We start from the raw sequence: 23,423 nt of genomic DNA on the forward strand, positions 1-23,423 counted from the left end.
TTTATGCCCCGCGTGTGACAAAAAGGTTACTACGGCATGACATAACCATGCACGCAACGGGCGATTGGGTCCCGATGGGTCGCTTTACGCGCTGGAGAATTTGCTGGGCTGGAAGTCAGCGGCGCGGCGCGGCTCCCACCACGCGCGGATGCTGGCAAACACATTGCGACAGCCGGTGCACTTGTATTGGCCCGTGGGTTTCAGCAAGCCGTTTTGCGCACGGTCAATCACCTGCTGGTAGCTGGTGGCGCCGCATTCGCGGCACTTGTAGACGGTACGAGTGGGTTTCGCCATGATTGACACCACTGTACGCCGGCGCACGGAACTACGCACCTGATTTAGTGTAAATCGCTGTAACGCGGCCCCTACGCTGCGCCGCTTAACCCGGGATGGTGTCCGCGAAACTGGGACGCTGCATCAGCTTTTCATGCAGCTTGTCCAGGTTGGGGTACTGGGTGCGCCAGTCGATGCTAGGAAAGCGGAACGACAGCCAGCCCAGTGCACAGCCGACAGCGATATCGGCCAGACTCAAATGGATACCGGCACAAAAGGGCTTGTCACCAAGGCCATTGCTCATGGCTTCGAGGGCATCATCGACTTTGCGCATCTGGCGATCGATCCAGGCCTGGCTGCGCTGGGCCTTGGTGCGCCCCGTCCAGGTGGCTTCAAGGCGAGCCAGGATGGCTGCGTCCAGCAGACCATCAGCCAGCGCTTCCCAGGTTTTGACTTCGGCGCGCTCGCGACCCACCGCCGGAATCAGCTTGCCCACAGGCGACAGCGTGTCCAGGTATTCGACGATGACGCGGGAATCGAACAAGGCTTCCGCCCCCTCCATGACCAAGCAGGGCACTTTGCCCAGCGGGTTGGATTCGGCAATTTGTGTTTGGGCCGCCCATACATCCTCTGCAATGAAGGTGTATTCCAGTTTTTTCTCTGCCATCACAACGCGAACTTTGCGGACATAGGGACTGGTCAGGGAGCCGATTAATTTCATAAGAGGTCTGTAGATTCGGGAGCGCCCATTCTATCCACTGGGGTTAACCAGAACATCGCGAATGGAAAGGGGGGCTGCCAACGTGGTGCACAACCTACAATCGGGGTATGAATTTCTCTGCCATTTCTGCACTTTCCCCTCTGGACGGGCGTTACGCCGCCAAGCTCGCCACCCTGCGCCCGTTGACCAGCGAGCTGGGCTATATGCACCGGCGCGTGCAAGTGGAAGTGGCCTGGTTCATTACTTTGAGCGATGCAGGCTTCGCAGAATTCAAGCCATTGACTGCGGGAGCACGCACTTACTTGCTCGGCCTGGTAAAGAACTTCTCAGAGACCGACGGCGAAGCCATCAAAGCGATTGAGAAGACCACCAACCACGACGTCAAAGCCGTCGAATACTGGATCAAGTCCAAGTTTGAAGCACGCCCGGAGCTGAAGAACGCAGAAGAGTTCGTGCACTTTGCCTGCACCAGTGAAGACATCAACAACACCAGCCACGCGCTGCAACTGCGCTCGGCCCGCGATGTGGTCGTGTTGCCCGCGCTCGACAAGATCGTGCTGAAGCTGCGCGACATGGCCCGCGCTTACGCCGACGTGCCCATGCTCAGCCGCACCCATGGCCAGACCGCCAGCCCCACGACCGTGGGCAAGGAAATCGCCAACGTGGTGATGCGCCTACAAACCGCCACCGACCGGATTGCCTCGGTCAAGATCCTCGCCAAAATGAATGGTGCGGTCGGCAATTACAACGCCCATATGTCTGCCTGGCCTGACTTTGACTGGGAAGCCTTTGCCAAAAAGGTCGTAGAAACGCCCGAACCACTGGGTCTGGGCCTGAACTTCCAGCCTTACAGCATCCAGATCGAGCCGCACGACTACATGGCCGAGCTGTTCGATGCGGTAGCGCGGACCAACACCATCCTGATTGACCTGTCTCGCGATATCTGGGGTTATGTGAGCCTGGGCTATTTCAAGCAGCGCCTGAAAGACGGCGAAGTCGGCTCCTCCACGATGCCGCACAAGGTCAACCCGATTGATTTCGAGAACGCCGAAGGCAACCTGGGCCTGGCCAATGCCCTGCTCCGCCATATGAGCGAGAAGCTGCCGATTTCCCGTTGGCAGCGCGACCTGACTGATTCGACCGTGCTGCGCAACATGGGCGTGGCCATGGGTTACGCCGTGCTGGCCTACAGCTCGCTGATGAACGGTCTGAACAAGCTGGAAATCAACGAAACCGCCATTGCCAAGGATCTGGATGCGTCTTGGGAAGTGCTGGCCGAGCCAATTCAGACCGTGATGCGCCGCTTTGGCCTGCCCCAGCCGTATGAACAACTGAAGAAGTTCACCCGCGGCGAAGCGATGACGCAGGAACTAATGCGCGGCTTTATCGCCGGGCTGGACATCCCTCAAGCTGAGAAAGACCGCCTGCTGGCCATGACGCCTGCCAGTTACACCGGCAAAGCTTCCGAACTGGCCAAGCGCGTCTGATGGCGCTCAAATCCACCATCTACAAGGCCAACCTGCAAATTGCAGACATTGACCACAGCTACTACGCCGACCACGCGCTGACCCTGGCGCGCCACCCGAGTGAAACCGACGAACGCATGATGGTGCGTCTGGTAGCGCTGGCGCTCAATGCCTACAAATTGCAAAGCGAATGCAACGGCGACGGCACCCTGGCCTTTGGCGCGGGCTTGTCCGACGTGGAAGACCCTGACGTCTCACTCACCGACTTCACCGGCCACAAGCGCCTGTGGATTGAGGTCGGCCAGCCAGAAGACAAGCCTATCTCCAAGGCCTGCAACAAAGCCGACGCGGTGCTGCTGTACTGCTTTGCCCACTCCGCCGACATCTGGTGGAAAGGGATTGAGACCAAACTCACGCGGCTGGACAAGCTGCAGGTCTGGCGCATTCCGTCCGCCACCTCGCAAGCCTTGGCCAAACTGGCGCAACGCAGCATGCAGTTGCAGGCGACTATTCAGGAAGGCGTGTTGATGCTGGGTGACGGCGCCGAAACAGTAGACGTCGAACCTATCCGTTGGAAATAGGCATAAAAAGTGCCGCTGGCGCCCGCAGAATGTGCGTAAGCAGCTACTTTTTTGATAGCAGATCAGCCTCCGACTGGGTGCCCGATTCACGCGCCCGCTCGGCATAGCGGTTGAATCGCCACGCCGTACCCTCTGCCGTAATACGCCGCCAGGTGGCGCGCTTCTCGACTGGCCCCATTTCCGGCCACAACTGAACCTCTTCAAAGGTCCGGCCACAGCCTTTGCACATTTCGTCGCCCTGGCTGGTAGAGCAAATGGCGATGCAGGGCGTGTCGGGCGTCGACCCGTACCACTCCATCCACGCGGCATGGGCCTTGGGCGGCATGGAAGCGGCATCGGCCTCGTTTTCATGGTGAAAGATCATCAACGCATAGACCGCGGCCAGCGCGCGGGTGGGCGCGGGCAGAACCACCCCATCGGGCGAGGGTTCGCGGGCGCGCCAATAGTTAATGGCCGCTTCGATGTCGGTGATGTGGATGCCTGCCATCGTCATGTCGAGTAGGGGAGGCGCATCATAGCCCTGAAGTACAGGCAACCCCACACCTGCTGGGGACAAAATCCAAGCCACTAAAATCGGGGTTGAAGGGGAGTAGCTCCTCAGTTGGCAGATCGTCAATACGGAAGGCAAAGCCCTCCCGGTCTGTCAGATGGCAAGGGTTCGCTCTGTCCATCGAGCAAGACCTTCGCCATGCACCGGTGTGTGCAGCGTGCGAAGGGCCGTTGGTCCCCTACCCATGCGACGCAAACCGGTGTTGACCCCGTTCACACAAAAAAGAAGGTTTTGCCATGGAATTATTCTCAACCCCCTGGTGGTCCGCCCTGCTGGCGATCATCCTCATCGATCTGGTACTGGCTGGCGATAACGCCATCGTGATTGCGCTGGCTGCGCGCAATCTCCCAAGTCATCTGCAAAAGAAAGCCATCATCTGGGGCACAGTAGGCGCTATCGTTGTGCGCTCCGTGATGACCATTGGCGTAGTCTGGCTGCTGAAGATCCCCGGTTTGATGTTGATAGGCGGGCTGGGTTTGGTCTGGATCGCCTACCAGTTGTTGGCCGACCAAGGCGATGGCGGGCATGATGGCCCGGTCGCGTCGACTTTTTGGGGCGCGATGAAAACGATTGTGGTGGCCGACGCGCTGATGGGTGTCGACAACGTGCTGGGCGTGGCCGGTGCGGCGCATGGCGCGTTTGATCTGGTGGTGATCGGATTGCTGGTCAGCGTGCCCATCGTAGTGTTTGGCAGTACCGTGGTGCTGAAGCTGGTGGAACGCTTCCCGGCGATCATCCAGATTGGTGCGGCAGTGTTGGCCTTTACAGCTGCGCAGATGATCATCAACGAGCAGTTGCTGGCGGACGTCTTCGGCGCCAAGGGTGCTGATACTACATCCATGCAATCCCTCGCACGCTGGGGCGTGTATGCGGTGACGGTGGCTGGGGTGTTGTTGGCCGGGCGCTGGCAGGCGCGCCGCACTTCGGCGCCAGCCAATCACTGAAATTAAGGGGCGTGGCACGCAGGCAGTGCTATGCTGCTGTGCCATGAAACTCCTTGCAAAATGGCTGCTCAGTGCGATCGCGCTACTGGCGGTCTCCCAACTCTACGGCGGCGTCGAAGTGCAAAGCTTCACGTCCGCGCTGGTGGCTGCGCTGGTCATAGGCCTGCTCAACACCATCGTGCGACCTATCCTGGTGATATTGACGCTGCCGGTCACGGTGTTGACGCTGGGACTCTTCCTGTTCGTAATCAATGCACTGATGTTCTGGTGGGCGGCCAACCTGCTGGATGGTTTTCAGGTACAGGGGTTTGGCGCCGCGCTGCTGGGCTCGCTGATGTACACGCTGATGGGCGTGGTGATTGAATCAGCGCTCGAGCAGTTGTTCGCGAAGAAGTGACTCCACATAGCGGGCCCGGGTATCCACGATGGATGCCTCCATGTGCTCCGCCCCCTGCACGCCTTTGCGGGCCACATCCTGTGCGGCCCTAAGCCGACTCATAGCACCCGCGTAATCCAGATGGGCCAGACTGACCTCAGCCTCGGCACGGATGGACGCCAGCGTGCGGCCCTGCGCAGCGTACGCACGGGCCAACAACTGCCAAGCCTGCGCGTCGCGCGGATGGTCCGTCACCCAGATTTGTAGCGTGTCGCTAGCCTTGGCGGCTTGGTTGGAATCGAGCTGAGCCTGAAGTCGAAGAATGAGCGCCGCACGGCTGGCACTGGAAGGTTCTGCTGGCAGCAACTCCAGCGCACGCGCTGGGTTGCCACGCGCCAGCGCCAACTCGGCCCCCAACATGCGCGCCAACTTGGCGGCCGCAGGATCGGATTGCGTCAGTTGGTCCAGCCGCACCCAAGTGGCTTGCGCAGAGTCAAAATCACGCGTTTTGATGGATGCGAGCGTGGCACCATAAAGCGCCCCTGCCAGCACTGCTGGGCGCATGCCTGGCGCACGCGCCGGGTCCGCATCGACAGCCCAACTGCGCAGCCCATCAATCGCCATATTGGAGAGCACGCGCGCACGCGCAGAAATCATCGCGTGGTCCATCGCCTGCACCGTCGCGGTGGCGCCAATGCCGGCCGGATTATTGGTCTGTGGAACACGCCCCTGCATGTCGGCCATACGCTCCGTGCTCAACGGGTGGCTGCGCAAATAAGGGAAGCCGCCACTGTCGTTGAGGCGCGAGGACTGCTGCAGCTTGCTGAACATGGTGACAAAACCCACTGGGTCAAAGCCTGCTTGCGTCATTACGCCAAAGCCGATGCGGTCCGCTTCGCGCTCCATGTCGCGTGAGAAATTGAGCTGGCCCTGTGCCGCAGCAGCTTGCCCGCCCACAATCATCGCGTTGGCACCGTCCGGGCTTTTACTGGCGGCCAGAATGCCCAGAATCATTGCGCCTATTAGCCACGGCGTCTGCGTGGCCTGACGTGACATCATGCGCGAAATATGGCGCTGGGTGACGTGACTGAGCTCATGCCCCAGCACCGATGCCAGCTCATCCTTGTTGGCGACGATTCCCACCAATCCCAGATGCAGGCCGAAGTAAGCGCCGGGTAACGCAAAGGCGTTGACCGATTTGTCGCGACTCAGTAGTATTTCCCAAGCGTAGGCCTCGTCCAGCTCCGGCGGCAACTCACCCTTGAGACGGGATGCGGCCAACAGTGGCTGCCAAATGGACTGCACGTATTCCATCAGCACCGCGTCGTCTACATAGTCCGGGTCTTTGTACAGCTCGCGGATGATGCGGTCGCCAAGACGTCGCTCGGCGCCGGGGGTCATGGCGCTGTCGTCACCCAAATGGGGCAGCGATGTAGCAGGCGTAGTCGCGGGCTTGACTGTAGCTTGCGCTACGCCGGCCTGCGCCCAAACCAACGTACTCAGCGCCAGGAGCAACTTGGCTCCAAGCGAGGCATTTATTAAAAACTGTGCCCGAGATCTGACCATCAATAAGGGTCCACGGGAATCGCGGCCACTATGTCGGCCGTCTTCGCATCCAGCAACACCGTCCAAAACAATTTTCGACTCACCAAGGGTAGATATGTCAAGTTGTCGGCGGTTCGCCCTGTCTCCTTCACATAACGCTCAATGACAGGCGCTTGCGTTTTTAAGTGTTGCAGCAGTGCCGTCACTGGTTTGGCCTCTCTCAGTACGGCTACCTTGGCATCCTTATATGGCATCCACATATCTGCGCGCGCACCCAACTGCGCGCCTTGAAGCGCAGCAATTGTTGCGTCTGCGCTTTCCTTCTGGTCCTTGAAAGGGCGTATCGCAATCACAGTCGGTCCAAGCAGCGGAAGAGTATTAAGATTGGTTGGGGCCTTAGTCAGCAAGTCCAAATCTACGTCAATCGCATGCACCACCCGAAACCGGTCAATCTCAAAAACCATATGAACCGGGCGAGCCACAAAAACTGCCCATAACCCATAGCTCAGCGCCGCCAGCTGAATAAGCGCAACGATCGACAAATCCCGGCGTAACTCTGACCATGGTTTGGTTCGGTTGAATACCGCAAGCGTAATCAGCGGCCCCAAAATTACATCTACAGTAACCACAAGCAGGAATAATTCGCGCCCCCCAGATATCTCTCGGTAAGGGTAGGGATACCAGACCGCAAATACCAGCAGCCCGGCCAGCGCGGCGACCACAGCACTCAGTCCAAGATGGATGGCACTGGCCTGGAAGCGGTCTCTCCAGAAGGCGGGGGTATCAGCAAACATTTTCATAGGGCACCGTGGATTGAAACAGGTTTCGATAAAGCTCGGGTAAAGTGCCGATTATGAGCAAACTCACCCACTTTGATGCGCAAGGACAAGCACATATGGTAGATGTGGGCAAGAAGCAGAACACACATCGTATCGCTATCGCAGCTGGCCGCATCGAGATGCTACCGACAACATTGGCCATGGTGCAGTCTGGCAGTGTAAGGAAAGGCGATGTACTGGGCATTGCCCGCATCGCAGGCATTCAAGCCGCCAAGAAGACTTCAGACCTTATACCCCTGTGTCATCCCATTGGCCTGACCCGGGTTGCAATCGACTTCGAAGTTCATCCGGCGTCCTCCAGCGCAGAATCGCACATCACCTGCACCGCCACTACTGAAACCGTCGGACCCACCGGCGTAGAAATGGAAGCACTTGCAGCCGTGCAAATTGCATTGCTCACGATTTACGACATGTGCAAGGCGGTGGATCGGGGGATGACGATTTCCGGCGTCACCCTCCTGGAAAAGCACGGTGGCAAATCAGGCAGCTTTGTTGCGGCCCCGACTTAAGGCTGCCAAGCAGCATATTGTTTAGGAAAAGCCGCCCGAAAGCGCTCAAGATAGTAGGCGGCTTCGGTGTCCCTCTTCAATAGCAATGCGCTTTCTATGACCAACTGGGCAACCTTGGGTTCGGGCGAAAAGTGAAGTTGCTCTTTGGCTAAGTCAAACATTACCGCCGCGTTGTCCGCTGTCAACGGAGTAGTCGTCAATTCCGCAAAATGCACTTGGTCTCGAAACAAAGTGTTGTCGCGGATTTTCTGCAAAGTATCGACTTTGTAGGCCATCGCGCGCTGCTCAGATGGCATGTAAATCTGACTAACTCGCCAGTATTGCCAACCAACATAGATGCAGCCGATTAGGATGATGGCGCTACTACCGACCAAAGCTCTGGCTGCATTTTGTGACAACGATTGGCTCTGTTGCCTCGGGGCAACCGCGCTTCTTGGCGCTATCCATAGCAACAAAAAGCACAACGCGACGGCCAACTGAAAGGGCCCGTACCACAATGGGTACTCGAGCATACTGTGCAGTGCAATGAGCCCCAATACGGTCCAAGCCAATCGTCTCGCGGGCTGTGCCTCAGTCCACGGCTTCGCACGAAAGATCCACAACAAGCTCAAGATAACAATCAGCAACGCAAACGGAACACCCAGCTCTACAGCCAAGTGCAGCGGCAGATTATGTGCGTTATCTAAGATATCGCAAAAACGTTGCCCTTGATACAACGTGACGAAATGGGCATAGTCCAGCTCGCCCCAGCCCCAACCGAACCATGGCTTCTGGGAAACCAGCTGCAACACATTTGACCAAAGCGTCAGACGACTGGCACATGCTGGCGCTTCCTCTTGAATGCGAGCAAGAATACCCCCCGTTCCTGTCGGCAAACCTGCGACCCACGGTAATACAAATGCAGCGAACGCGTAGCAGAGCAACGCCAGCCCCACTTCACCTCTAGCGGACGTGCTCCTTCGACCCCAAACGTACGCAAAGGTACATAACAAGATTAGCTGCGCCAAGCCAGTGCGTGATCCAGAGGCGGCGTTCGCAATGGCCATCAATGCAATTGCCGACGGCACCCAAGCGAATTGTCTTTGCGTGAAGTCACCAGAACTGCGCGCGTGGCGCCAAATGACAGCCGCCAGTCCAATATTGGTTAAGGTTGCGAACTGGTTTCGCTGTCGCAAGTTTGCATAAGCCTCCCCCACGCTCGCGCCACTAATCCAAGGTGACAGCTCGGATGCAAAACCAAGGTACTGGCAAATTGCAAAGATACTGCTTATCGTTGCAGCCAAAATCCAAGCGCTACCTACGGGGAACGAGTGTGCTGGATTGAAGTTGCCTTTGGAGCAACCCGCCATTGCGACAACGCCTAACGCCAAACAACTCCAAGCCAGCAAGATACCCACACAACCCGGGCTGGGTCCGTACACCGAAGGGACGAGCCAAGGTAACGTGAAGATCAACAGCAAGGGAACTTGCAGACGGTTGCCTCTAACTTTCATGAACTGAGAGGATTTAATCGGATTGGGTATCCCTAAATCTTCCGATAAGGTACTCCGTAAGAAAATTCATGATGCCAATCCAATTCGACTCTGGCAATCGACCATGATTACTAACATTCAAGGCAAATATGAGCGAATGAGATTGCACCGCCAATCAAGTGGCGCCGACGCTTTGTCATCCGGACAAAAGTCGCTTTGCAAGGTTTCCAGCCCCCAACGCCTGATATCAGGCGCATACAAATGTTTGAATCTCTTTATTTCCTCTTCCGCTTTCTTACTATTTTCAGCGGCCAGCAAGTACCAGATTAACTTGATGTGTGCCAGCGGAATATGATAAGTGAGCGCCTGCATGGATAGGTCTTCCACCGCATCTTGGTGCAGATCTTTGGTCGGCGTTATTCTCGTCGCGTCAAGCATCCCGTTCATGTCTTTAAGCACACGAGATTGGTACGAGACGTGCGCCTTGGGCAAAGCGCCTAACTTTCTGCTTTCAAATCTTGCTAGAGTAAAAGACTCTGAAAGATGTACGTAGTCAAACAAAACAATGTAGCCGCACAGCCCGACATAGAGGGTAAGACCAGACATCAAAACCTTGGACGACTTTAGGGTTTGCGTTATCTGCGAGCCCATTGAAACGTAGCCGACTATTAACCCTGAAGTAAGCAAGAAAAAACTATATGTATACGGCAGCTCAAGCAATGAGTGCGTCACAAATGGAATCACGATGCAATACAAGAGACTATGATTTGCGAGGCAATTTTTCCGTATCGAGACCGCCAATATGGCAGCACCTCCGACTAGCACTAGCCCGATAGGAACACCGAACCAAATCAGCAACTCCAAAGGCAAATTATGGGCATTGCTAACGGGCATGCCAGCGAATGCGTCAAGCGCAATCATGGATTGCGCATAACCGGTGTTGCCGAATCCATAGCCTGTCCAGGGCTGCACAAACAGGGCTTTTGTCAGTTGGCTATAGATCAATAGCCTTGGGTTGTCAGACAGTAGTTCGGCCCCACCCCGCCAAGGCTGCAAATGGAATAGCCTATTTAACTCGGGCATCAATATGAAGGACCCTAAAAGCGAAATTGCCCACATTGACGTGAACTTGCCCTCGCCCTTCGCACCATCCCATTGAAGACAAATAGCCGCACAGAGAGCCCCGGCAAGGCCAGCTCGAGAGCCGGTAGCTGAGAGTGCAGTAATGAGAGTGAGCGCAGCTGCTACTCCGACAAGTATCTGGATTTTTCTTTGACGCGCGAGAAGGTCCATGCAGACAATTGCCATTGCCAGAAACGTGGCCTGATTATTGGGTTGCCCCAAGTTGCCGAATGGGCGGAACACACCGCGGGATGCAACTAGCACCGGATAGGCATCATCGACATCAAAATACTGAATGAGTACGACACCTGCGCACAGCAAGGCCGTAAGTAATATTGCAAAGCAAGCCACGACCTCCCAGTCGTGGTGCCGGTCATTGGCCGTGGCAAACGCTTGGCAACCAACGATAAAACTGAGTGCGAAACCCACAAGATACAACGAGCCAAGAAAGGCCTGTTGCTGTGAAATCATTGAGATTCCAAATTGGATTGCAACAATTACCGTAATTGCAAAAATCCAAAGCAGTGGATTCAACGGCACACGAAAGGGCCGTGAGCCCCGCACTATTAGCAACGCGACGGAGGCGCAAATGAGAGCCGCAAATGTACACGCTTCGTTTTCAAACACTATCCATGGCGGATAGTGATTCGGATTCAACCAAGAGATGATCCAGAGTACTGCCCCCAACACACCAAAAATCTGGGCAAAAAAAAGGCGCCCAAAGGGCGCCTTTCTGTTTAAGCCAAAAAACGACTTAGGCGCCACGGCAAGAGGATGGGAGGTACTTCTGTGCAGTTGCAACACCGCCATTAAGATTGGTACCAGCGCCTCCACAAATCCAGGCAACAACGCTTTGACCAGGTGCCGTCATCGCTGTGGTGCAAGCACCAGTCCCATAACCAGGGGTGGAGATACCTTGCTGAGCACATGGTTGCAATGTCACATTGCCCGTTGCACCAGCAACCGTCGATGCCACCGTAATAATGCCAACGGTGTCAGTCGTTACCGTCGATGCATAGCGGGAACCAGAGCCAGCCTGAGTTTGCTCACAGCCAAACTGATTGGCGGTCTGCGGCAGTGAGTTGCCAGTTTGATAGAACTCGGTAATACCTGTACGGCAAGAAGAGGCGGCCAAGATTACCTCGGACATCTTCGCGCGGATTGTGTAATCTTGGTACGCGGGCAAAGCCACAGCAGCCAAGATACCGATGATCGCAACCACGATCATCAATTCGATCAGGGTAAAACCCTTTTGCAGAGAACGCTTCATTGAAAACTCCTTAGGTGATGAAGAACGGGAACATAGCAATGAGCAGTTTCCGTGCCACGGATTCTAGCCATGAAACTGTGAAAAATGTTGCATTTTTTGCCGAACCACACAATAGTTTTGCAAGCATTTATGTCAATGCCGGCAGGGGTGTTGACAATTTTGTCACTCGGCTTGCGTTTACTTAATGCAAACCGACCGAACCATTTTCAAGTCGGTTAGGCCCATCATTACCTTCTCCATACCGTCCATTTTCAGAGTCCGCATGCCGCCCTCAACGGATTGGGCAAACAACTCTGCGACGCGGGCGCGCTCTTGGATCAACTTCTTGACTGGGTCATCGGCGACCAGCAACTCGTGCAGACCAATGCGGCCCTTGTAGCCGGTCTTGCTGCACTTGTCGCATCCGACCGCCTTGTAGAACTTGACCTGGCCGCTTTCGCCGTAGGTCGCAATCCACTGGTCAACCATCTTCTTGCTCTCGCCAGCGTAGTCGGCCTTCCACGCCTTGGAATGACGCAGCTCTTCTGCGTATTCGGCAGCGAATAGGCGCAACTCCTCGGCGTCAGGGTGGTAGGACTGCTTGCAGTCGCAGAGCTTCTTGGCCAGGCGCTGCGCCAGAATTCCTAAAAGCGCATCTGCAAAATTGAAGGGATCCATCCCCATGTCCATTAACCGGGTGATAGATTCCGGCGCCGAGTTGGTATGCAGCGTTGAGAAGACCAGGTGGCCTGTCAGCGACGCTTCCACGCCCATGGACACAGTTTCCTTATCGCGCGACTCACCCACCATGATGATGTCTGGATCCGCACGCAGGAAAGCCCGCATGACCAATGCAAAATCGATACCCGCTTTTTTGTTGATCTGGACTTGGCGCAACCCTTTTTGGGTAATTTCCACCGGGTCTTCGGCCGTCCAGATTTTGGTATCCGGCGTATTCAGGAATTTCAGGATGGAGTGCAGCGTCGTGGTCTTGCCGGAGCCGGTAGGACCGCACACGTAAAACAGTCCGTAGGGCTTGCTGACCGTGGCTTCCAAGCGTTCCTTGTTGTGCGGCGTGAGACCCAGTTTCTCCAGGGGAATGGGTTCGCCCGCAGCAAGAATACGCATCACCACATCTTCGACACCGCCCGCTGACGGGATCGTAGCGACCCGCAGCTCAATGTCCAGCGGACCATACTTCTTGAACTTGATCTTGCCATCCTGTGGCTTGCGGCGCTCGGAGATGTCCAGATCGCACATGATCTTCAAACGGGTCACCATGGCCTGCCGGAAGTGTGCGGGAACTTCCACATAGGGCACAAGGCTTCCGTCAATCCGGAAACGGATGCCGGTTTTGAACTTACCCGGCATAGGCTCAATATGGATGTCGGACACCTTCTGGTTGTAGGCGTCAATGATGACCTTGTTAACGAACTTGACGAGCTCGTTGTCTGCAGCTGCGGACTCCAGAGAGTCATCGTTGCCACCGTCGTCCAGTGGCGCGCCCTCCATATCGGAGAGCATGTCGTCGATGGATCCGCCTTCTGCTGCAGCGCCAAAAAACTGCGACATGGTGTCCTTGAACTCGGACAATGTCGTTACCCGATACGCAAACTTTTGCGTCCGCGGGAACACCTGGGGCACCACCCTTGAACCTCGGACCGCCTCCGGATCCAAGCACATGATGACCAGGCCTTCCGGGGCCTCCTCCACAGGCAACCAGCCCTGCTCTTCCATGAAGTCGCGCTTAAGCGCGCCATGCAGCATTTCCGAACGAATGCGATTGGCATTGAACGGCTCATAGGGCACACCAAAGAATTTGGAGAGCGAAGGGCCTATGATCTTTGGCTGAAAACTGTAGTTTTCTATCAGCAGTTGCTCAATCGGCTTGCCTGCATTGCGCGCGTCCTGCACACACTGGTTCAATTCCTCTTCGGTAATCAACCCGTCTGACACCAACCCATCGTATTTGGTGGCTTTTTTCTTGGGTCCCGCTTTGATATTGGTACCAGTAAGACGCTGGCGGATTGCGGTAGCAAGCGTCTTGCAAAGCTCCGCCACCCCATCCAGCTCCAGCTCTCCGAATGGTTCGTCGCTCTTATTGTTGATGACCTGCAGCACACCATGCAGGACATCGCCTTCCATGATGGGCGCCACCAACATCTGCTTGGTTCGGTAGCCGGATCGTTTGTCGACTTCCTTCAAGAACGTCAGTGCCGGGTGAATCTGTTTTAGCTTTTCTTCGTCATAGACGTCTATCAAATTCAGCGCCTTTTTGCTGAACGCCACATAGCCCGCAATGCTTTGGGGTGAGATGGGCAATTTCAGGTCGCGACTGCTATTCAGTCCCGTCTTGATTTTGGAAACAATCGCGGATTGATCTTCGTTGACCGCATACAACGTCAGCCGATCCGCATTTAACAGCTTGCAGATGTCCTGGCTGGCCTCGAGCATGATTTGCTCGATATTCTCGGTCTCGTGAATACGTGCAGTGACGTGGTGCAACTGCTTGTAAAACAACGCCTCAAAGGTCATGCCCCGCTTCGCGGAGGGCAGTTTTTGGGAGTCAAAAAAGGCCTGCTCGGAAGGCACAACGCCGCCAGCAGGAGGCATTACGGCACTCATATTTCAAACTCCTGTCCGACGCGCAACCAGCGTATGTCGTGCGTCACATTGGGGCCAAACGGTTGGGTCTGATCAAACCGCTGGATTTCCGCCATGATCAATTCCGTCTCCGCTGGCTTGGTATGGGTAATGTAGATAGGGTATCGCTTGTCTTTGGCAATGCAATCGAGTTCGTTTGCCAGCACATTAGGAGACAAATGCAGACTGCGTTTGGCCAAATCACGCTCACGGTTGCTGAATGCAGTCTCAATGACCAGCATCGCTACGTTGAGCTGGTTGATTCTCGCCCATAGTGCGGGATTTCGCTCCGTATCACCGGTAAAAACCCAGCATCCGCTACCAGCTGTCACGGCATATCCTGCTGCAGGAACTGTATGCACAGCGGGCAACACTTCAATCAGCTTGTTACCGATTTTGAGGGTCTGCCCGATTCGCACCTCATGAAAGCTGATGAAAGGCGCCTGTGGCGAAGGGATAACTGAGAAATCTGGCCAGATGGTATTGTTGAAGATGTGCGCTTTGAGCGCGGATATCGTGCCTGCCAAGGCATGGATTCTCAGTGGCGCCTTGCGCTGTGAGGCGACCGCATCCACCATCAAAGGCAGTGCGGCAACATGATCCAGGTGCGAGTGCGTCAGCAATACATCATCTACACGGGCCATCTCTTCCAGCGTCAGGTCTCCAACGCCAGTTCCCGCGTCCATCAGTATTTCTCCATCGATCAAAAAGGACGTGGTTTTGCAGTCCTTGGCAATGGCACCGGAACAACCTAAAACGCGTACTTTCACAATAGCCTCATTTGGTTTCAAAATTTGTTGCGCCATCCCATTCAGGATCGAACGGCAACAATCGCATAGAGGCTACGCGTTCTGAGTACAGTTGGTAAAGATATTTTTTGGCATTCATGCGCATCAAGTTGATCAAAAGCACGTCCGCCTGGTCCCAATTCTGCGTCCGGTAGGCCTTGATGAAGTTGCCCCAGGTCTTGAGCTCAGTGGAGGCCTCGGCACTCAGACGATCCGATGGCGCCATGGGCCAGAAGATGGCTACCGCTTGTTCCTTGCCTTTGACACGAACACGGTCCAGTTCCTGCCAGGCGAAATCAGGCGCAAGTTTGCGGGTGGACTCACTGACCACAATATCCACACCATAGGCCTTGGACAGCCCCTCCAACCGGGAACCCAGATTCACAGAGTCCCCAATGACCGTGTAACTGCGGCGAATATTGGAGCCCATATCGCCCACGCACATAGTGCCAGTGTTCAATCCGATGCCGACGCCGATTTCGGGAAGTCCCTTTTCGCGATGCTCTTGGTTGATTTCACGTACGGCATAGGCCATCTCCATAGCAGATTTGACTGCCAAATGTGCGTGGTTTTCGGTCTCGACCGGTGCCCCCCAAAAGGCCATCACGCAGTCGCCCATGTATTTGTCAATGGTGCCACGATTGGCCCGTATCAGGCTGGTCAGCCGACTGAACACGCCGGTCAGTAGCGCCTGCAATTGCAAAGGCTCCATGCGTTCGGACATCTTGGTGAAGCCACGCATGTCGCAAAACATCACCGTCAATTCCCGGTTGGCAGCCTGCATGGTGTAGCTATCCGGGTCTTTCACCATCTCGTCCACCAGCTCAGGCGGAACGTAAGTCCCAAACAAATGCGCCAGTTCGCGCTTGGAGCGGCTCTCGACAAAGTAGCCGTAGCTCATATTGAGCCCAAATGCGGCCAATGCCATCGTGATACTGGAGGCCAACGGCAATACCAACCCATACGCCATGTAAAGCCAGAAATTAATTCCGGCCAGCACTGCCAGCACGCCCACACTGAGGCCCACAGCACTGGTGGCCGTCAGCAAAGGCAAACCAAATGCCAGCACTAGGCCAGCCAGAATCAACAGCGCCACTTCATAGCCCAAGGCAAAGTCCGGCTTCAACAAGACCTTGCCATCCAACAACCCGGAGATAAAGTTTGCGTGCGCCTCCACTCCAGGATAGGTTTCCCCAACCGGCGTAACGCGCAAGTCCAGAAGCCCTGGCGCAGTCGTACCCAGCAGAATGATTTTGTCTTTGAGGCTGCCAGCAGGAATACGTTTGGCAACAACATCCGCCGCCGAAATATATTTGAAAGAGCCCCCGGTTGCGCCACCTGGGCCTCGGTACGGTACGAGTGCCACTACGCGTTCATCAACGGGAATGGCCATGGTTTTGTCGCCCTGTTTGAGCAGCACGCGGTCCATCGCCTGAAGGTTGCGCGACAAAAATTTCTCGTTCGAAAACCCTGGCGCCACAGCGGGGAACCCGGCGAGTGTTCGGAACATCGCCAATGGCAAGGATTCGTAATACTGGCCTTTGTACTCCGCAATCAGTGGCAACGACCGGACGACTCCATCGCCGTCCGTAATCGAGTTGAAAAAACCAGCGATTGGGGCAGCATTGCCAAGAACTTCAATATTCGATCCAAAACCACTCCAGGAGGTCGCGCTGATAGTGCGCCCCTGCAATGCATCTTTGGTCATGATGGGCGCAGGCAAAACACCTGCTGCGTGCCCTGCGCGATCACTGGTGAAGTAATAGCCCAGTACCACGGGCCTACCTTCCATAGCCTTGGCAAAGGCACCGTCATAGTCCAATTGCGGCTGCAATGCACGCAACCGTTCGCCAAACCCGGACTGGTCTTTCAATTCGTTGCGGGCCAGCTCATTGAGACGGGACAGGCCCGAACTGTCATCGGCCTCCGGAAACACCACGTCAAAACCCAACACTGCAATCTTTTGCTCGTCGAATAACGTGGTAACCAATTGAGCCAGCTTGTTGCGCCCCCAAGGCCAATGGCCCAGTTCGGCCAAGCTCTTTTCGTCGATATCGACGATAACGATACGTTCGTCCAGTGTCTTGGGGTTGGTCGCGCGCAAACGCGCGTCATAGATGATGTCATCCAGCCGCTGTAGTACACCGATGCGCGCGATGCCAACGGCGTGCAGAAGCGCAAACAGCAGCGGCAGCAGGGTTACTGCGATGCGAGGCCAGTGCTTTGCAATGGATTTCACGTCGGCCCCCCACACCAGACCGGTCTACATGGAATCGGACCGGACCGCATACTGCAATTCAGGTCTGTACAAACTGCATCTGTGTGCCAGCGAGTTCGATCATGTCACCATTTTTGAGGGATATCGGGTCTGACCCGATAGGCGCACCGTTCAGCGTCGGGTTGCCTGCGCCTTCTACATGGTGGACCACGAAGCCATGCTGACGCTTGGTAATTGCGGCCACCGCTACCCCGGGCTTGCCGATGGTAGTCACCACCTTGGTCAGTGGTACCTCGCGCCCGGAGGCAGCGCCAGACAGCACTTTGATTGCAGCGTGAAATGCGCCCATGCCGACCGAATCACCTGCACCCACTTGGAAGCCAGACGGGGTTGCCGCTGCGACAGGCCGAGCCTGCACGACCATGGTCTTGTCGAAGTCCTGAGCGGCGTTGTCTGCAACAAACTTTATCTTGTACTTGCCGATCTCCACCGAATCGCCATTGGCAAGCTGTTTTTTCTTGATGGCCTTGCCGTTAACGTAAGTGCCGTTGGTACTGTTCAGGTCTTCAAGGAAAACATCGCCGCCTGTCATCTGCAATACAGCGTGTTCTCCGCTGACGGCCAGATTGTCAATAACGATATCGTTATACGGCCTGCGTCCCAGGGTAGTGCGGTCTTTGGTGAGCTGCACTTCCTTAATTACGACCTCATCGATCGATACGATCATTTTCGGCATGACCGGCTCCTTTGTGTGTAATTCAATTCTGGGTAACGCATGTGATCTCTACTTCCCTAGTAACCGTGCAATTAAACCGCGCTTTTCGGGCTCGTCGCTGACTTCCACCATCAGAACCGAGATATTGTCCCGGCCCCCATTGTGATTTGCCGCATCGATGAGCTGCGCGGCCTGCTGCTCAAGGTCTACCCCTTCGCCAACAATTCTAGCGATTGCGGAATCGTCCACCATATCTGACAGGCCATCTGAACACATCAGATAGATATCACCAACCTCGACGGGATACTCATTGACCTCTAAGAGTACCAGTTCCTCTACGCCCAGCGCCCGGGTCACCAAATTCTTGATATTCGAGGTTGCCGCCTGCTCCAGCGTGATCAAGCCTGCATCAATTTGCTCCTGCAGCAAGGAGTGGTCCTTGGTAATCTGCGTAAGAACACCGCCACGCCAACGGTAGCAACGAGAGTCGCCGATATGGCCAACGAGCAGCGTATCTTCTCTGAATACGCCGACCACCAATGTCGTACCCATCCCCGCGTAATGTGCGTTGGAGTTTGCCGCGTTGTAGATCGACAAGTTTGCGTTTTCAACGCAAATCTCCATGGCCCGACGCACTTCACGGCTTCGGGCATTGGCGCCTGCTTCCGTCAACCAACGGCTGAGCTCCGCTTTGATAAATGCGGTCGCCATGCCGCTGGCGATTTCCCCCGCGTTGTAACCGCCCATTCCATCGGCCAGAACCGCCGTGCAGGTGTCCTGGTCAAACGCAACCGAGTCTTCGTTGTTGTCGCGCGCCCGACCTGGGTCGGTCTTTGCGAAAAATTGGTAATTCATTGTTAGTTTTAGAGTTCCAGGTCGGTGCTATCTGGAGCACCTGACGATTTGGGCGGCGCAGCTTGCTGGATGGAGGTCTTGTCAAACATGTCTGGTGAAGCCGGCTGGGTCGGGGCAAATTCCATCGGCGCCCGCTTTTCGGCCGGCGCGGCGGCAGGAGCTAGGGCGCCAGCACCGGACATAGTGGCCAAGACATTGCGCAAATCCGCTGCAAACTGGTCGCCAGTCTGATAACGGGTTTCAGGTCGCTTGCTTACGGACAGTGCGACTACGTTAGCGAGGAGCTCGGATATCTCTGGTCGAATGATGCGAATATCCGCCGCCTCTTCGTTGGCGATCTTGAACATCAGCTCGGCCATGGAGTCGCCACGGAATGGCAGCACACCGGCCAGCATCTGAAACAACATGACGCCCAAGGAATACAAGTCAGAGCGGCCATCCACCTTCTTGCCTGCCAGTTGTTCCGGCGACATAAAACTTGGCGTGCCAAGTACCAGGCCGGTCTTGGTCTTGCTGGAGTCGGTAATACGGGCGATGCCGAAGTCGGTCACCTTCACCGTATCGCTGTCCAACTCGTACATGATGTTGGCGGGCTTGATGTCCCGGTGTACCACGTTTTGCGTGTGCGCGTAGGCCAAAGCCTCGGCCACACGTGCAACGATGCTCAGCACCTTCGGTATAGGCAACAGTTTGTCACCCTTGCAAAAATCCACCAAGTCCTTGCCTTTGAGGAATTCCATCGCGATATAGGCCAAGTCGTGCTCTTCACCCGCATCGAAAATCGTGACGATGTTCTGGTGCTGCAAGCGTCCTGCAGTCTCGGCTTCACGGAAGAAGCGCTCACGCGCATCCGTAAGTTCCTCACCGGCAAATTCCTGGCTCAACGCCATGGTTTTGATGGCTACGACACGTCCAATCTTGGGATCCTTGCCCAGATAGACCACGCCCATCGCGCCCTTGCCGAGTTCTTTTTCAACCTGGTATCGACCCAACATCGGCTTCTCGACAGCACCCCCGTCCAGCAGCATGGTGCCGCCTGGATGTGATCCGCCGCCACCGCCCAACATGACCGTCTCGGAAAGATTCTTGGCGCGGCTCAGCTTGGTCTTGATGTCTTTGTAATCCTTGTCGTAAGCGGCCATGTGCTCATACACGGCCTCGGCTTTGTTGAACTGGCGTTTGCGCTCGAAGTCCAGCGCGAGGCTATACAGGTTGCCCATCAACGCGTCACCCATCGTGGCTCGGCGAAAGCGGTCAAACGCCATGTCCAACTGGCCCTGGCCCTGCAGCGCCAAGCCCATCATGCGATTGGTCTCGGCGGATTCTTCGTCGGCCTTGACCTTGCCAGCTTCGGTCATCAGGAATCGCTTGGTGGTGAGTGCCAAATGGCCCAATACCAAAAGTGTTGCGGGGAACACCATTTGCAGCCACAGCGCTGACGACGACAGCAATACAAATTCGACCAGTAGCAAGACCACGAAACCCGCAAACGTGATGCCGGCTGACATGCCCGCCGACAAACGCGGCAATGCAAACAGGATGTAGCCAGCTACCAGCAGGAACAGACCCAACTGCGCAAAAACGCCCCAAGAAGGCGCGACGATAAAGTGCTCGCTCAGGATGCTGGAAGTAATGTGGGCGATGGTTTCGGCGGGTGACAGAGAAGCATTGCCGGGGACCGGGAAGCGGGCGCCGATGCCGGCCGCGGTGGCACCAATGATCACGATCTTGTCGGCGTACTTCGACGCCGGAATTTTGTCAGTCAGCACGTCATAGAACGAATCCGAGCTAAACGCTGGCTTGCCATCCTTGCCCTTGTAAAACTGTGGCCGCATCATCGCCGCCGCATCCGTGCGAACCTTGAGTTTGCCGATCTGCACCGATTCACCGGGGTTCAGCTTGACGTCGGAGACCTGCAGATTCAGGCTTTTCAGCGCCGTCAGCAACGACATCGATGGCACATCGCGGCCGTAGTAATTGATTAGTAGAGGCTCGTCCCGCACCGCGCCATCCAGGTCATTGAACTGGTTCAGATGCGCGACACCCGCTGCAGCGTTACCAAGCAATTCAAGCGGTTGCTGACCTGAGACCGCAGGCAGCGAAAAGCCATTGGCATCGTCGATCGTGCTTTTCAGCGCAAAGGCGGGCAGCGGCGCATCGGGGTTGCCTTGTGGTTCGCCAATCGCGTAAACCGATGGCAACAGCACATTGCCAGCCTTGGCGACGCTGGCGGCGAGCACCGAGTCTGTATCCAGCGCGCCTTCGGCTTCGACGATCAGTTTGCCAACTTGTTCGTTGGCGGCGCCCGCATCAGTGGTTGCACCCAAAGCTTCTTTAATCTTGCGAATGTAGCCTAAGCCCTGGTCTACCTGCGGTTCAATGAACAGGGCGGTATAAACAATGGTCTTGGCCTTGGCGGCGGCCAACTTGTCGATCAGCTTGGCGTGAACGTCACGCGACCAGGGCCAACGGCCAATGTTCTGGATACTGGTGTCGTCAATCGCAATGACCGCAATGCGGTCGGACGGCTGGCGAGAGGTACTGGTGCTGGCAAAGTCGTAGAAGCGACGCTCCAGCGTTGAGATGGAGTCGGTGGTGTTTTGCAACAGCACGACGAGCACGATGATCACCACTCCGGCGAACCAGTCGGCACGCCAAAACGAGGGACGTGATTTTGAAGATGCTTTAGCCAAGTACTACCTCAAAGCCTTATCTGTTGCCCGCAAACAAACACTCCGACTTGAAAATCGGGTTAGTCGGGTACGTTATCAGAGGCCCACCGTAACGACAAGTGACAAGCGTTGTCAAAACTGTGGTTTTTTGACAAACGGCCAGCAAAGACGATGAAAGGGTAGACACCCATCCGGCATCGTTGTAAATGCGCTTCGCACGCGCATTCACTGCGCACTTGCAACGCGCCGCCGCGCCAGAAACTTGCCCAATCCAACCACCAAGGCCGCACCCAAGGGTGCGGCAACCCAATGCAACCAGCCCGTGGTTGCAACAAACTCCTTGAGGGCGTTGTCACCCATGATGGTCTCGCCACCAACCCATCCGATCAACGCGGCGCCAAACAGCACGATGATGGGGAAGCGCTCCATCAGGCGGATCATCAGCGTGCTGCCAAAAATCACCAGTGGGATGCTGATCGCCAGCCCCAAAACCAGTAAAAACATGCTGCCCTTGGCCGCGGCGGCTACCGCAATCACGTTGTCAAGGCTCATCACCAGATCGGCGATCAGGATGGTACGCACCGCCGACATCAGGCTGCCGGTCTGGCCGCTATGCCCTTCTTCACCGTCTTCATCAGTCAGCAGCTGAACACCGATATACAGCAACAGAATGCCGCCAATTATCTGCAGGAAGGACATGGCCAGCAGCTTGGCCGCCACTACCGTCAGGATCACGCGCAGCACCACGGCTGCTCCCGAGCCGAAGATCACCGCCTTTTGCTGTTGATGCGGTGGTAGTGATCGCGCCGCGAGCGCAATCACTACAGCGTTGTCGCCAGAGAGGATGATGTTGATCCAGACGATCTTGATCAGACCGATCCAGAAATCAGGGCTTTGCAGTAGTTCCATTCAATTCTCCAGCTTCACATGTGAAAAGTGCCCAACCGCAGGGTATGGGCACTTTGCATTGGCAGCGTTCCGCCTCTTTTTACAGCATGGCTTTCAGCAACTTAGCCATTTCAGACGGATTGCGTGTGACCTTGAAGCCGCACTCTTCCATCACAGCCAATTTCGCATCCGCCGTGTCGGCGCCGCCGGAGATCAGCGCGCCGGCATGGCCCATGCGCTTGCCGGGAGGGGCGGTCACGCCAGCGATAAAGCCAACGATGGGCTTTTTCATGTTGAGCTTGCACCAGCGGGCGGCTTCGGCTTCGTCCGGCCCACCGATTTCGCCGATCATGATGACGGCATCGGTATCGGGATCGTCATTGAAGGCGCGCATCACGTCGATGTGCTTCAGGCCATTGATAGGGTCGCCACCAATACCAACAGCGGAAGACTGGCCCAGACCGATTTCGGTCAATTGAGCCACGGCTTCGTAGGTCAGCGTGCCGGAGCGGCTGACCACACCAATGCGGCCCTTGCGGTGGATGTGGCCGGGCATGATGCCGATCTTGATTTCGTCAGGCGTGATCAGGCCGGGGCAGTTCGGTCCGAGCAGCAAGGTCTTCTTGCCGCCAGCCGCTTCCTTGGCTTTCATACGGTTGCGCACTTCCAGCATGTCCTTGACCGGAATGCCTTCGGTAATGCAGATCGCCAGATCCAGGTCGGCTTCAACCGCTTCCCAGATGGCAGCAGCAGCGCCAGCTGGTGGCACGTAGATCACGGATACAGTGGCACCGGTTTCCGATGCCGCTTCCTTGACGGAGGCGTAGATTGGAATGTTGAAGATGGACTCGCCAGCCTTCTTGGGGTTCACGCCGGCGACGAAGCAGTTCTTGCCGTTCGCGTATTCCTGGCACTTCTCGGTGTGGAACTGACCGGTCTTGCCGGTAATACCCTGGGTGATGACCTTGGTGTCTTTGTTGATGAAAATCGACATGAT

21 protein-coding genes are annotated in these 23,423 nt (G+C 56.1%); 5 read left to right on the plus strand and 16 right to left on the minus strand.

Annotation, left to right across the window (positions count from 1 at the left end; translation table 11 throughout):
• Positions 1-84 precede the first annotated feature (84 nt).
• Both AC1DV6_RS06260 and AC1DV6_RS06265 read right to left on the minus strand, forming a co-directional pair.
• Positions 85-294, minus strand: coding sequence for a hypothetical protein (locus tag AC1DV6_RS06260; RefSeq protein WP_477976197.1), 210 nt, complete (start codon positions 292-294; stop codon positions 85-87).
• An 85-nt stretch (positions 295-379) separates the two neighbouring features.
• Positions 380-994, minus strand: coding sequence for a glutathione S-transferase C-terminal domain-containing protein (locus AC1DV6_RS06265; RefSeq protein ID WP_477976199.1), 615 nt, complete (start codon positions 992-994; stop codon positions 380-382).
• 107 nt (positions 995-1,101) lie between these two features.
• Here AC1DV6_RS06265 and purB point away from each other — a divergent pair, with 107 nt between their 5' ends.
• On the plus strand, positions 1,102-2,481 hold the full coding sequence (gene purB, locus AC1DV6_RS06270) for an adenylosuccinate lyase (RefSeq protein ID WP_477976201.1): 1,380 nt from the start codon (positions 1,102-1,104) through the stop codon (positions 2,479-2,481).
• Positions 2,481-3,041 carry a YaeQ family protein gene (locus tag AC1DV6_RS06275; protein ID WP_477976203.1) on the plus strand — a complete coding sequence of 187 codons (561 nt, stop codon included), beginning with the start codon at positions 2,481-2,483 and terminating at the stop codon, positions 3,039-3,041. Before purB ends, AC1DV6_RS06275 begins: the two co-directional genes overlap by 1 nt.
• A 43-nt stretch (positions 3,042-3,084) precedes the next feature.
• Here AC1DV6_RS06275 and AC1DV6_RS06280 read toward each other — a convergent pair whose 3' ends face one another.
• Positions 3,085-3,528 carry a DUF3717 domain-containing protein gene (locus AC1DV6_RS06280; protein WP_477976985.1) on the minus strand — a complete coding sequence of 148 codons (444 nt, stop codon included), beginning with the start codon at positions 3,526-3,528 and terminating at the stop codon, positions 3,085-3,087.
• A 299-nt stretch (positions 3,529-3,827) separates the two neighbouring features.
• Here AC1DV6_RS06280 and AC1DV6_RS06285 point away from each other — a divergent pair, with 299 nt between their 5' ends.
• Together AC1DV6_RS06285 and AC1DV6_RS06290 are read left to right on the plus strand one after the other, a co-directional pair.
• A complete protein-coding gene (locus AC1DV6_RS06285; protein WP_477976205.1) occupies positions 3,828-4,535 on the plus strand; it encodes a TerC family protein in 708 nt (235 codons plus the stop codon).
• Positions 4,536-4,578: 43 nt separating this feature from the next.
• Positions 4,579-4,932, plus strand: coding sequence for a phage holin family protein (locus AC1DV6_RS06290; RefSeq protein ID WP_477976207.1), 354 nt, complete (start codon positions 4,579-4,581; stop codon positions 4,930-4,932).
• On the opposite strand, the gene AC1DV6_RS06295 is transcribed toward AC1DV6_RS06290, so the two are convergent.
• Both AC1DV6_RS06295 and tfpZ read right to left on the minus strand, forming a co-directional pair.
• Entirely contained in the window at positions 4,900-6,426 is a 1,527-nt protein-coding gene (locus tag AC1DV6_RS06295) for a M48 family metalloprotease (RefSeq protein ID WP_477976209.1), read from the minus strand. The genes AC1DV6_RS06290 and AC1DV6_RS06295 overlap by 33 nt on opposite strands.
• Positions 6,427-6,476: 50 nt before the next feature.
• A complete protein-coding gene (gene tfpZ, locus AC1DV6_RS06300) occupies positions 6,477-7,256 on the minus strand; it encodes a TfpX/TfpZ family type IV pilin accessory protein (RefSeq protein WP_477976211.1) in 780 nt (259 codons plus the stop codon).
• A 53-nt stretch (positions 7,257-7,309) separates the two neighbouring features.
• Between tfpZ and moaC the strand changes: the two genes are divergently transcribed.
• Complete coding sequence (gene moaC, locus AC1DV6_RS06305; protein ID WP_477976213.1) at positions 7,310-7,804, plus strand: cyclic pyranopterin monophosphate synthase MoaC; 495 nt, start codon at positions 7,310-7,312, stop codon at positions 7,802-7,804.
• Here moaC and AC1DV6_RS06310 read toward each other — a convergent pair.
• The 11 genes from AC1DV6_RS06310 to sucD all read right to left on the minus strand — a co-directional run bounded on the left by AC1DV6_RS06310 (position 7,801) and on the right by sucD (position 23,420).
• Complete coding sequence (locus tag AC1DV6_RS06310) at positions 7,801-9,297, minus strand: PglL family O-oligosaccharyltransferase (protein WP_477976215.1); 1,497 nt, start codon at positions 9,295-9,297, stop codon at positions 7,801-7,803. The genes moaC and AC1DV6_RS06310 overlap by 4 nt on opposite strands.
• A gap of 117 nt (positions 9,298-9,414) precedes the next feature.
• Positions 9,415-11,208: a PglL family O-oligosaccharyltransferase gene (locus tag AC1DV6_RS06315; protein ID WP_477976217.1), complete on the minus strand. Its 1,794-nt coding sequence runs from the start codon at positions 11,206-11,208 to the stop codon at positions 9,415-9,417.
• Complete coding sequence (locus AC1DV6_RS06320; protein ID WP_477976219.1) at positions 11,153-11,668, minus strand: pilin; 516 nt, start codon at positions 11,666-11,668, stop codon at positions 11,153-11,155. The genes AC1DV6_RS06315 and AC1DV6_RS06320 overlap by 56 nt, the downstream gene beginning before the upstream one ends.
• A 177-nt stretch (positions 11,669-11,845) precedes the next feature.
• A complete protein-coding gene (locus tag AC1DV6_RS06325; protein WP_477976221.1) occupies positions 11,846-14,272 on the minus strand; it encodes an ATPase, T2SS/T4P/T4SS family in 2,427 nt (808 codons plus the stop codon).
• Positions 14,269-15,060 (minus strand): 3',5'-cyclic-nucleotide phosphodiesterase, encoded by a 792-nt coding sequence (locus AC1DV6_RS06330; protein ID WP_477976987.1) that lies wholly within the window; start codon positions 15,058-15,060, stop codon positions 14,269-14,271. The genes AC1DV6_RS06325 and AC1DV6_RS06330 overlap by 4 nt, the downstream gene beginning before the upstream one ends.
• A gap of 7 nt (positions 15,061-15,067) precedes the next feature.
• Positions 15,068-17,317 (minus strand): CHASE2 domain-containing protein, encoded by a 2,250-nt coding sequence (locus tag AC1DV6_RS06335; protein WP_477976223.1) that lies wholly within the window; start codon positions 17,315-17,317, stop codon positions 15,068-15,070.
• A 58-nt stretch (positions 17,318-17,375) separates the two neighbouring features.
• The gene (locus AC1DV6_RS06340) at positions 17,376-18,032 is read right to left on the minus strand and encodes an FHA domain-containing protein (protein WP_477976225.1); all 657 of its coding nucleotides are present in this window, start codon (positions 18,030-18,032) and stop codon (positions 17,376-17,378) included.
• Positions 18,033-18,080: 48 nt separating this feature from the next.
• Entirely contained in the window at positions 18,081-18,866 is a 786-nt protein-coding gene (locus tag AC1DV6_RS06345; RefSeq protein WP_477976227.1) for a Stp1/IreP family PP2C-type Ser/Thr phosphatase, read from the minus strand.
• A gap of 8 nt (positions 18,867-18,874) precedes the next feature.
• Positions 18,875-21,559 carry a CHASE2 domain-containing serine/threonine-protein kinase gene (locus AC1DV6_RS06350; protein ID WP_477976229.1) on the minus strand — a complete coding sequence of 895 codons (2,685 nt, stop codon included), beginning with the start codon at positions 21,557-21,559 and terminating at the stop codon, positions 18,875-18,877.
• Positions 21,560-21,763: 204 nt separating this feature from the next.
• The gene (locus AC1DV6_RS06355; protein WP_477976231.1) at positions 21,764-22,447 is read right to left on the minus strand and encodes a TerC family protein; all 684 of its coding nucleotides are present in this window, start codon (positions 22,445-22,447) and stop codon (positions 21,764-21,766) included.
• Positions 22,448-22,526: 79 nt separating this feature from the next.
• Entirely contained in the window at positions 22,527-23,420 is an 894-nt protein-coding gene (sucD, locus tag AC1DV6_RS06360) for a succinate--CoA ligase subunit alpha (RefSeq protein ID WP_477976233.1), read from the minus strand.
• Positions 23,421-23,423: the final 3 nt, after the last annotated feature.

Source organism: Rhodoferax sp. P2_H8_2, assembly GCF_056403235.1.

What these genes read in the sequence shown, in the direction of transcription:
- AC1DV6_RS06325 (WP_477976221.1), bottom strand. Translation starts at nt 14,272, where the DNA reads ATGAGTGCCGTAATGCCTCCTGCTGGCGGCGTTGTGCCTTCCGAGCAG.
- AC1DV6_RS06355 (WP_477976231.1), bottom strand. Translation starts at nt 22,447, where the DNA reads ATGGAACTACTGCAAAGCCCTGATTTCTGGATCGGTCTGATCAAGATC.
- AC1DV6_RS06285 (WP_477976205.1), top strand. Translation starts at nt 3,828, where the DNA reads ATGGAATTATTCTCAACCCCCTGGTGGTCCGCCCTGCTGGCGATCATC.
- AC1DV6_RS06280 (WP_477976985.1), bottom strand. Translation starts at nt 3,528, where the DNA reads ATGGCAGGCATCCACATCACCGACATCGAAGCGGCCATTAACTATTGG.
- AC1DV6_RS06265 (WP_477976199.1), bottom strand. Translation starts at nt 994, where the DNA reads ATGAAATTAATCGGCTCCCTGACCAGTCCCTATGTCCGCAAAGTTCGC.
- AC1DV6_RS06345 (WP_477976227.1), bottom strand. Translation starts at nt 18,866, where the DNA reads ATGAATTACCAATTTTTCGCAAAGACCGACCCAGGTCGGGCGCGCGAC.
- tfpZ (WP_477976211.1), bottom strand. Translation starts at nt 7,256, where the DNA reads ATGAAAATGTTTGCTGATACCCCCGCCTTCTGGAGAGACCGCTTCCAG.
- AC1DV6_RS06320 (WP_477976219.1), bottom strand. Translation starts at nt 11,668, where the DNA reads ATGAAGCGTTCTCTGCAAAAGGGTTTTACCCTGATCGAATTGATGATC.
- AC1DV6_RS06290 (WP_477976207.1), top strand. Translation starts at nt 4,579, where the DNA reads ATGAAACTCCTTGCAAAATGGCTGCTCAGTGCGATCGCGCTACTGGCG.
- AC1DV6_RS06310 (WP_477976215.1), bottom strand. Translation starts at nt 9,297, where the DNA reads ATGAAAGTTAGAGGCAACCGTCTGCAAGTTCCCTTGCTGTTGATCTTC.
- AC1DV6_RS06340 (WP_477976225.1), bottom strand. Translation starts at nt 18,032, where the DNA reads ATGCCGAAAATGATCGTATCGATCGATGAGGTCGTAATTAAGGAAGTG.
- AC1DV6_RS06275 (WP_477976203.1), top strand. Translation starts at nt 2,481, where the DNA reads ATGGCGCTCAAATCCACCATCTACAAGGCCAACCTGCAAATTGCAGAC.
- purB (WP_477976201.1), top strand. Translation starts at nt 1,102, where the DNA reads ATGAATTTCTCTGCCATTTCTGCACTTTCCCCTCTGGACGGGCGTTAC.
- AC1DV6_RS06315 (WP_477976217.1), bottom strand. Translation starts at nt 11,208, where the DNA reads ATGGCGGTGTTGCAACTGCACAGAAGTACCTCCCATCCTCTTGCCGTG.
- moaC (WP_477976213.1), top strand. Translation starts at nt 7,310, where the DNA reads ATGAGCAAACTCACCCACTTTGATGCGCAAGGACAAGCACATATGGTA.
- AC1DV6_RS06260 (WP_477976197.1), bottom strand. Translation starts at nt 294, where the DNA reads ATGGCGAAACCCACTCGTACCGTCTACAAGTGCCGCGAATGCGGCGCC.
- sucD (WP_477976233.1), bottom strand. Translation starts at nt 23,420, where the DNA reads ATGTCGATTTTCATCAACAAAGACACCAAGGTCATCACCCAGGGTATT.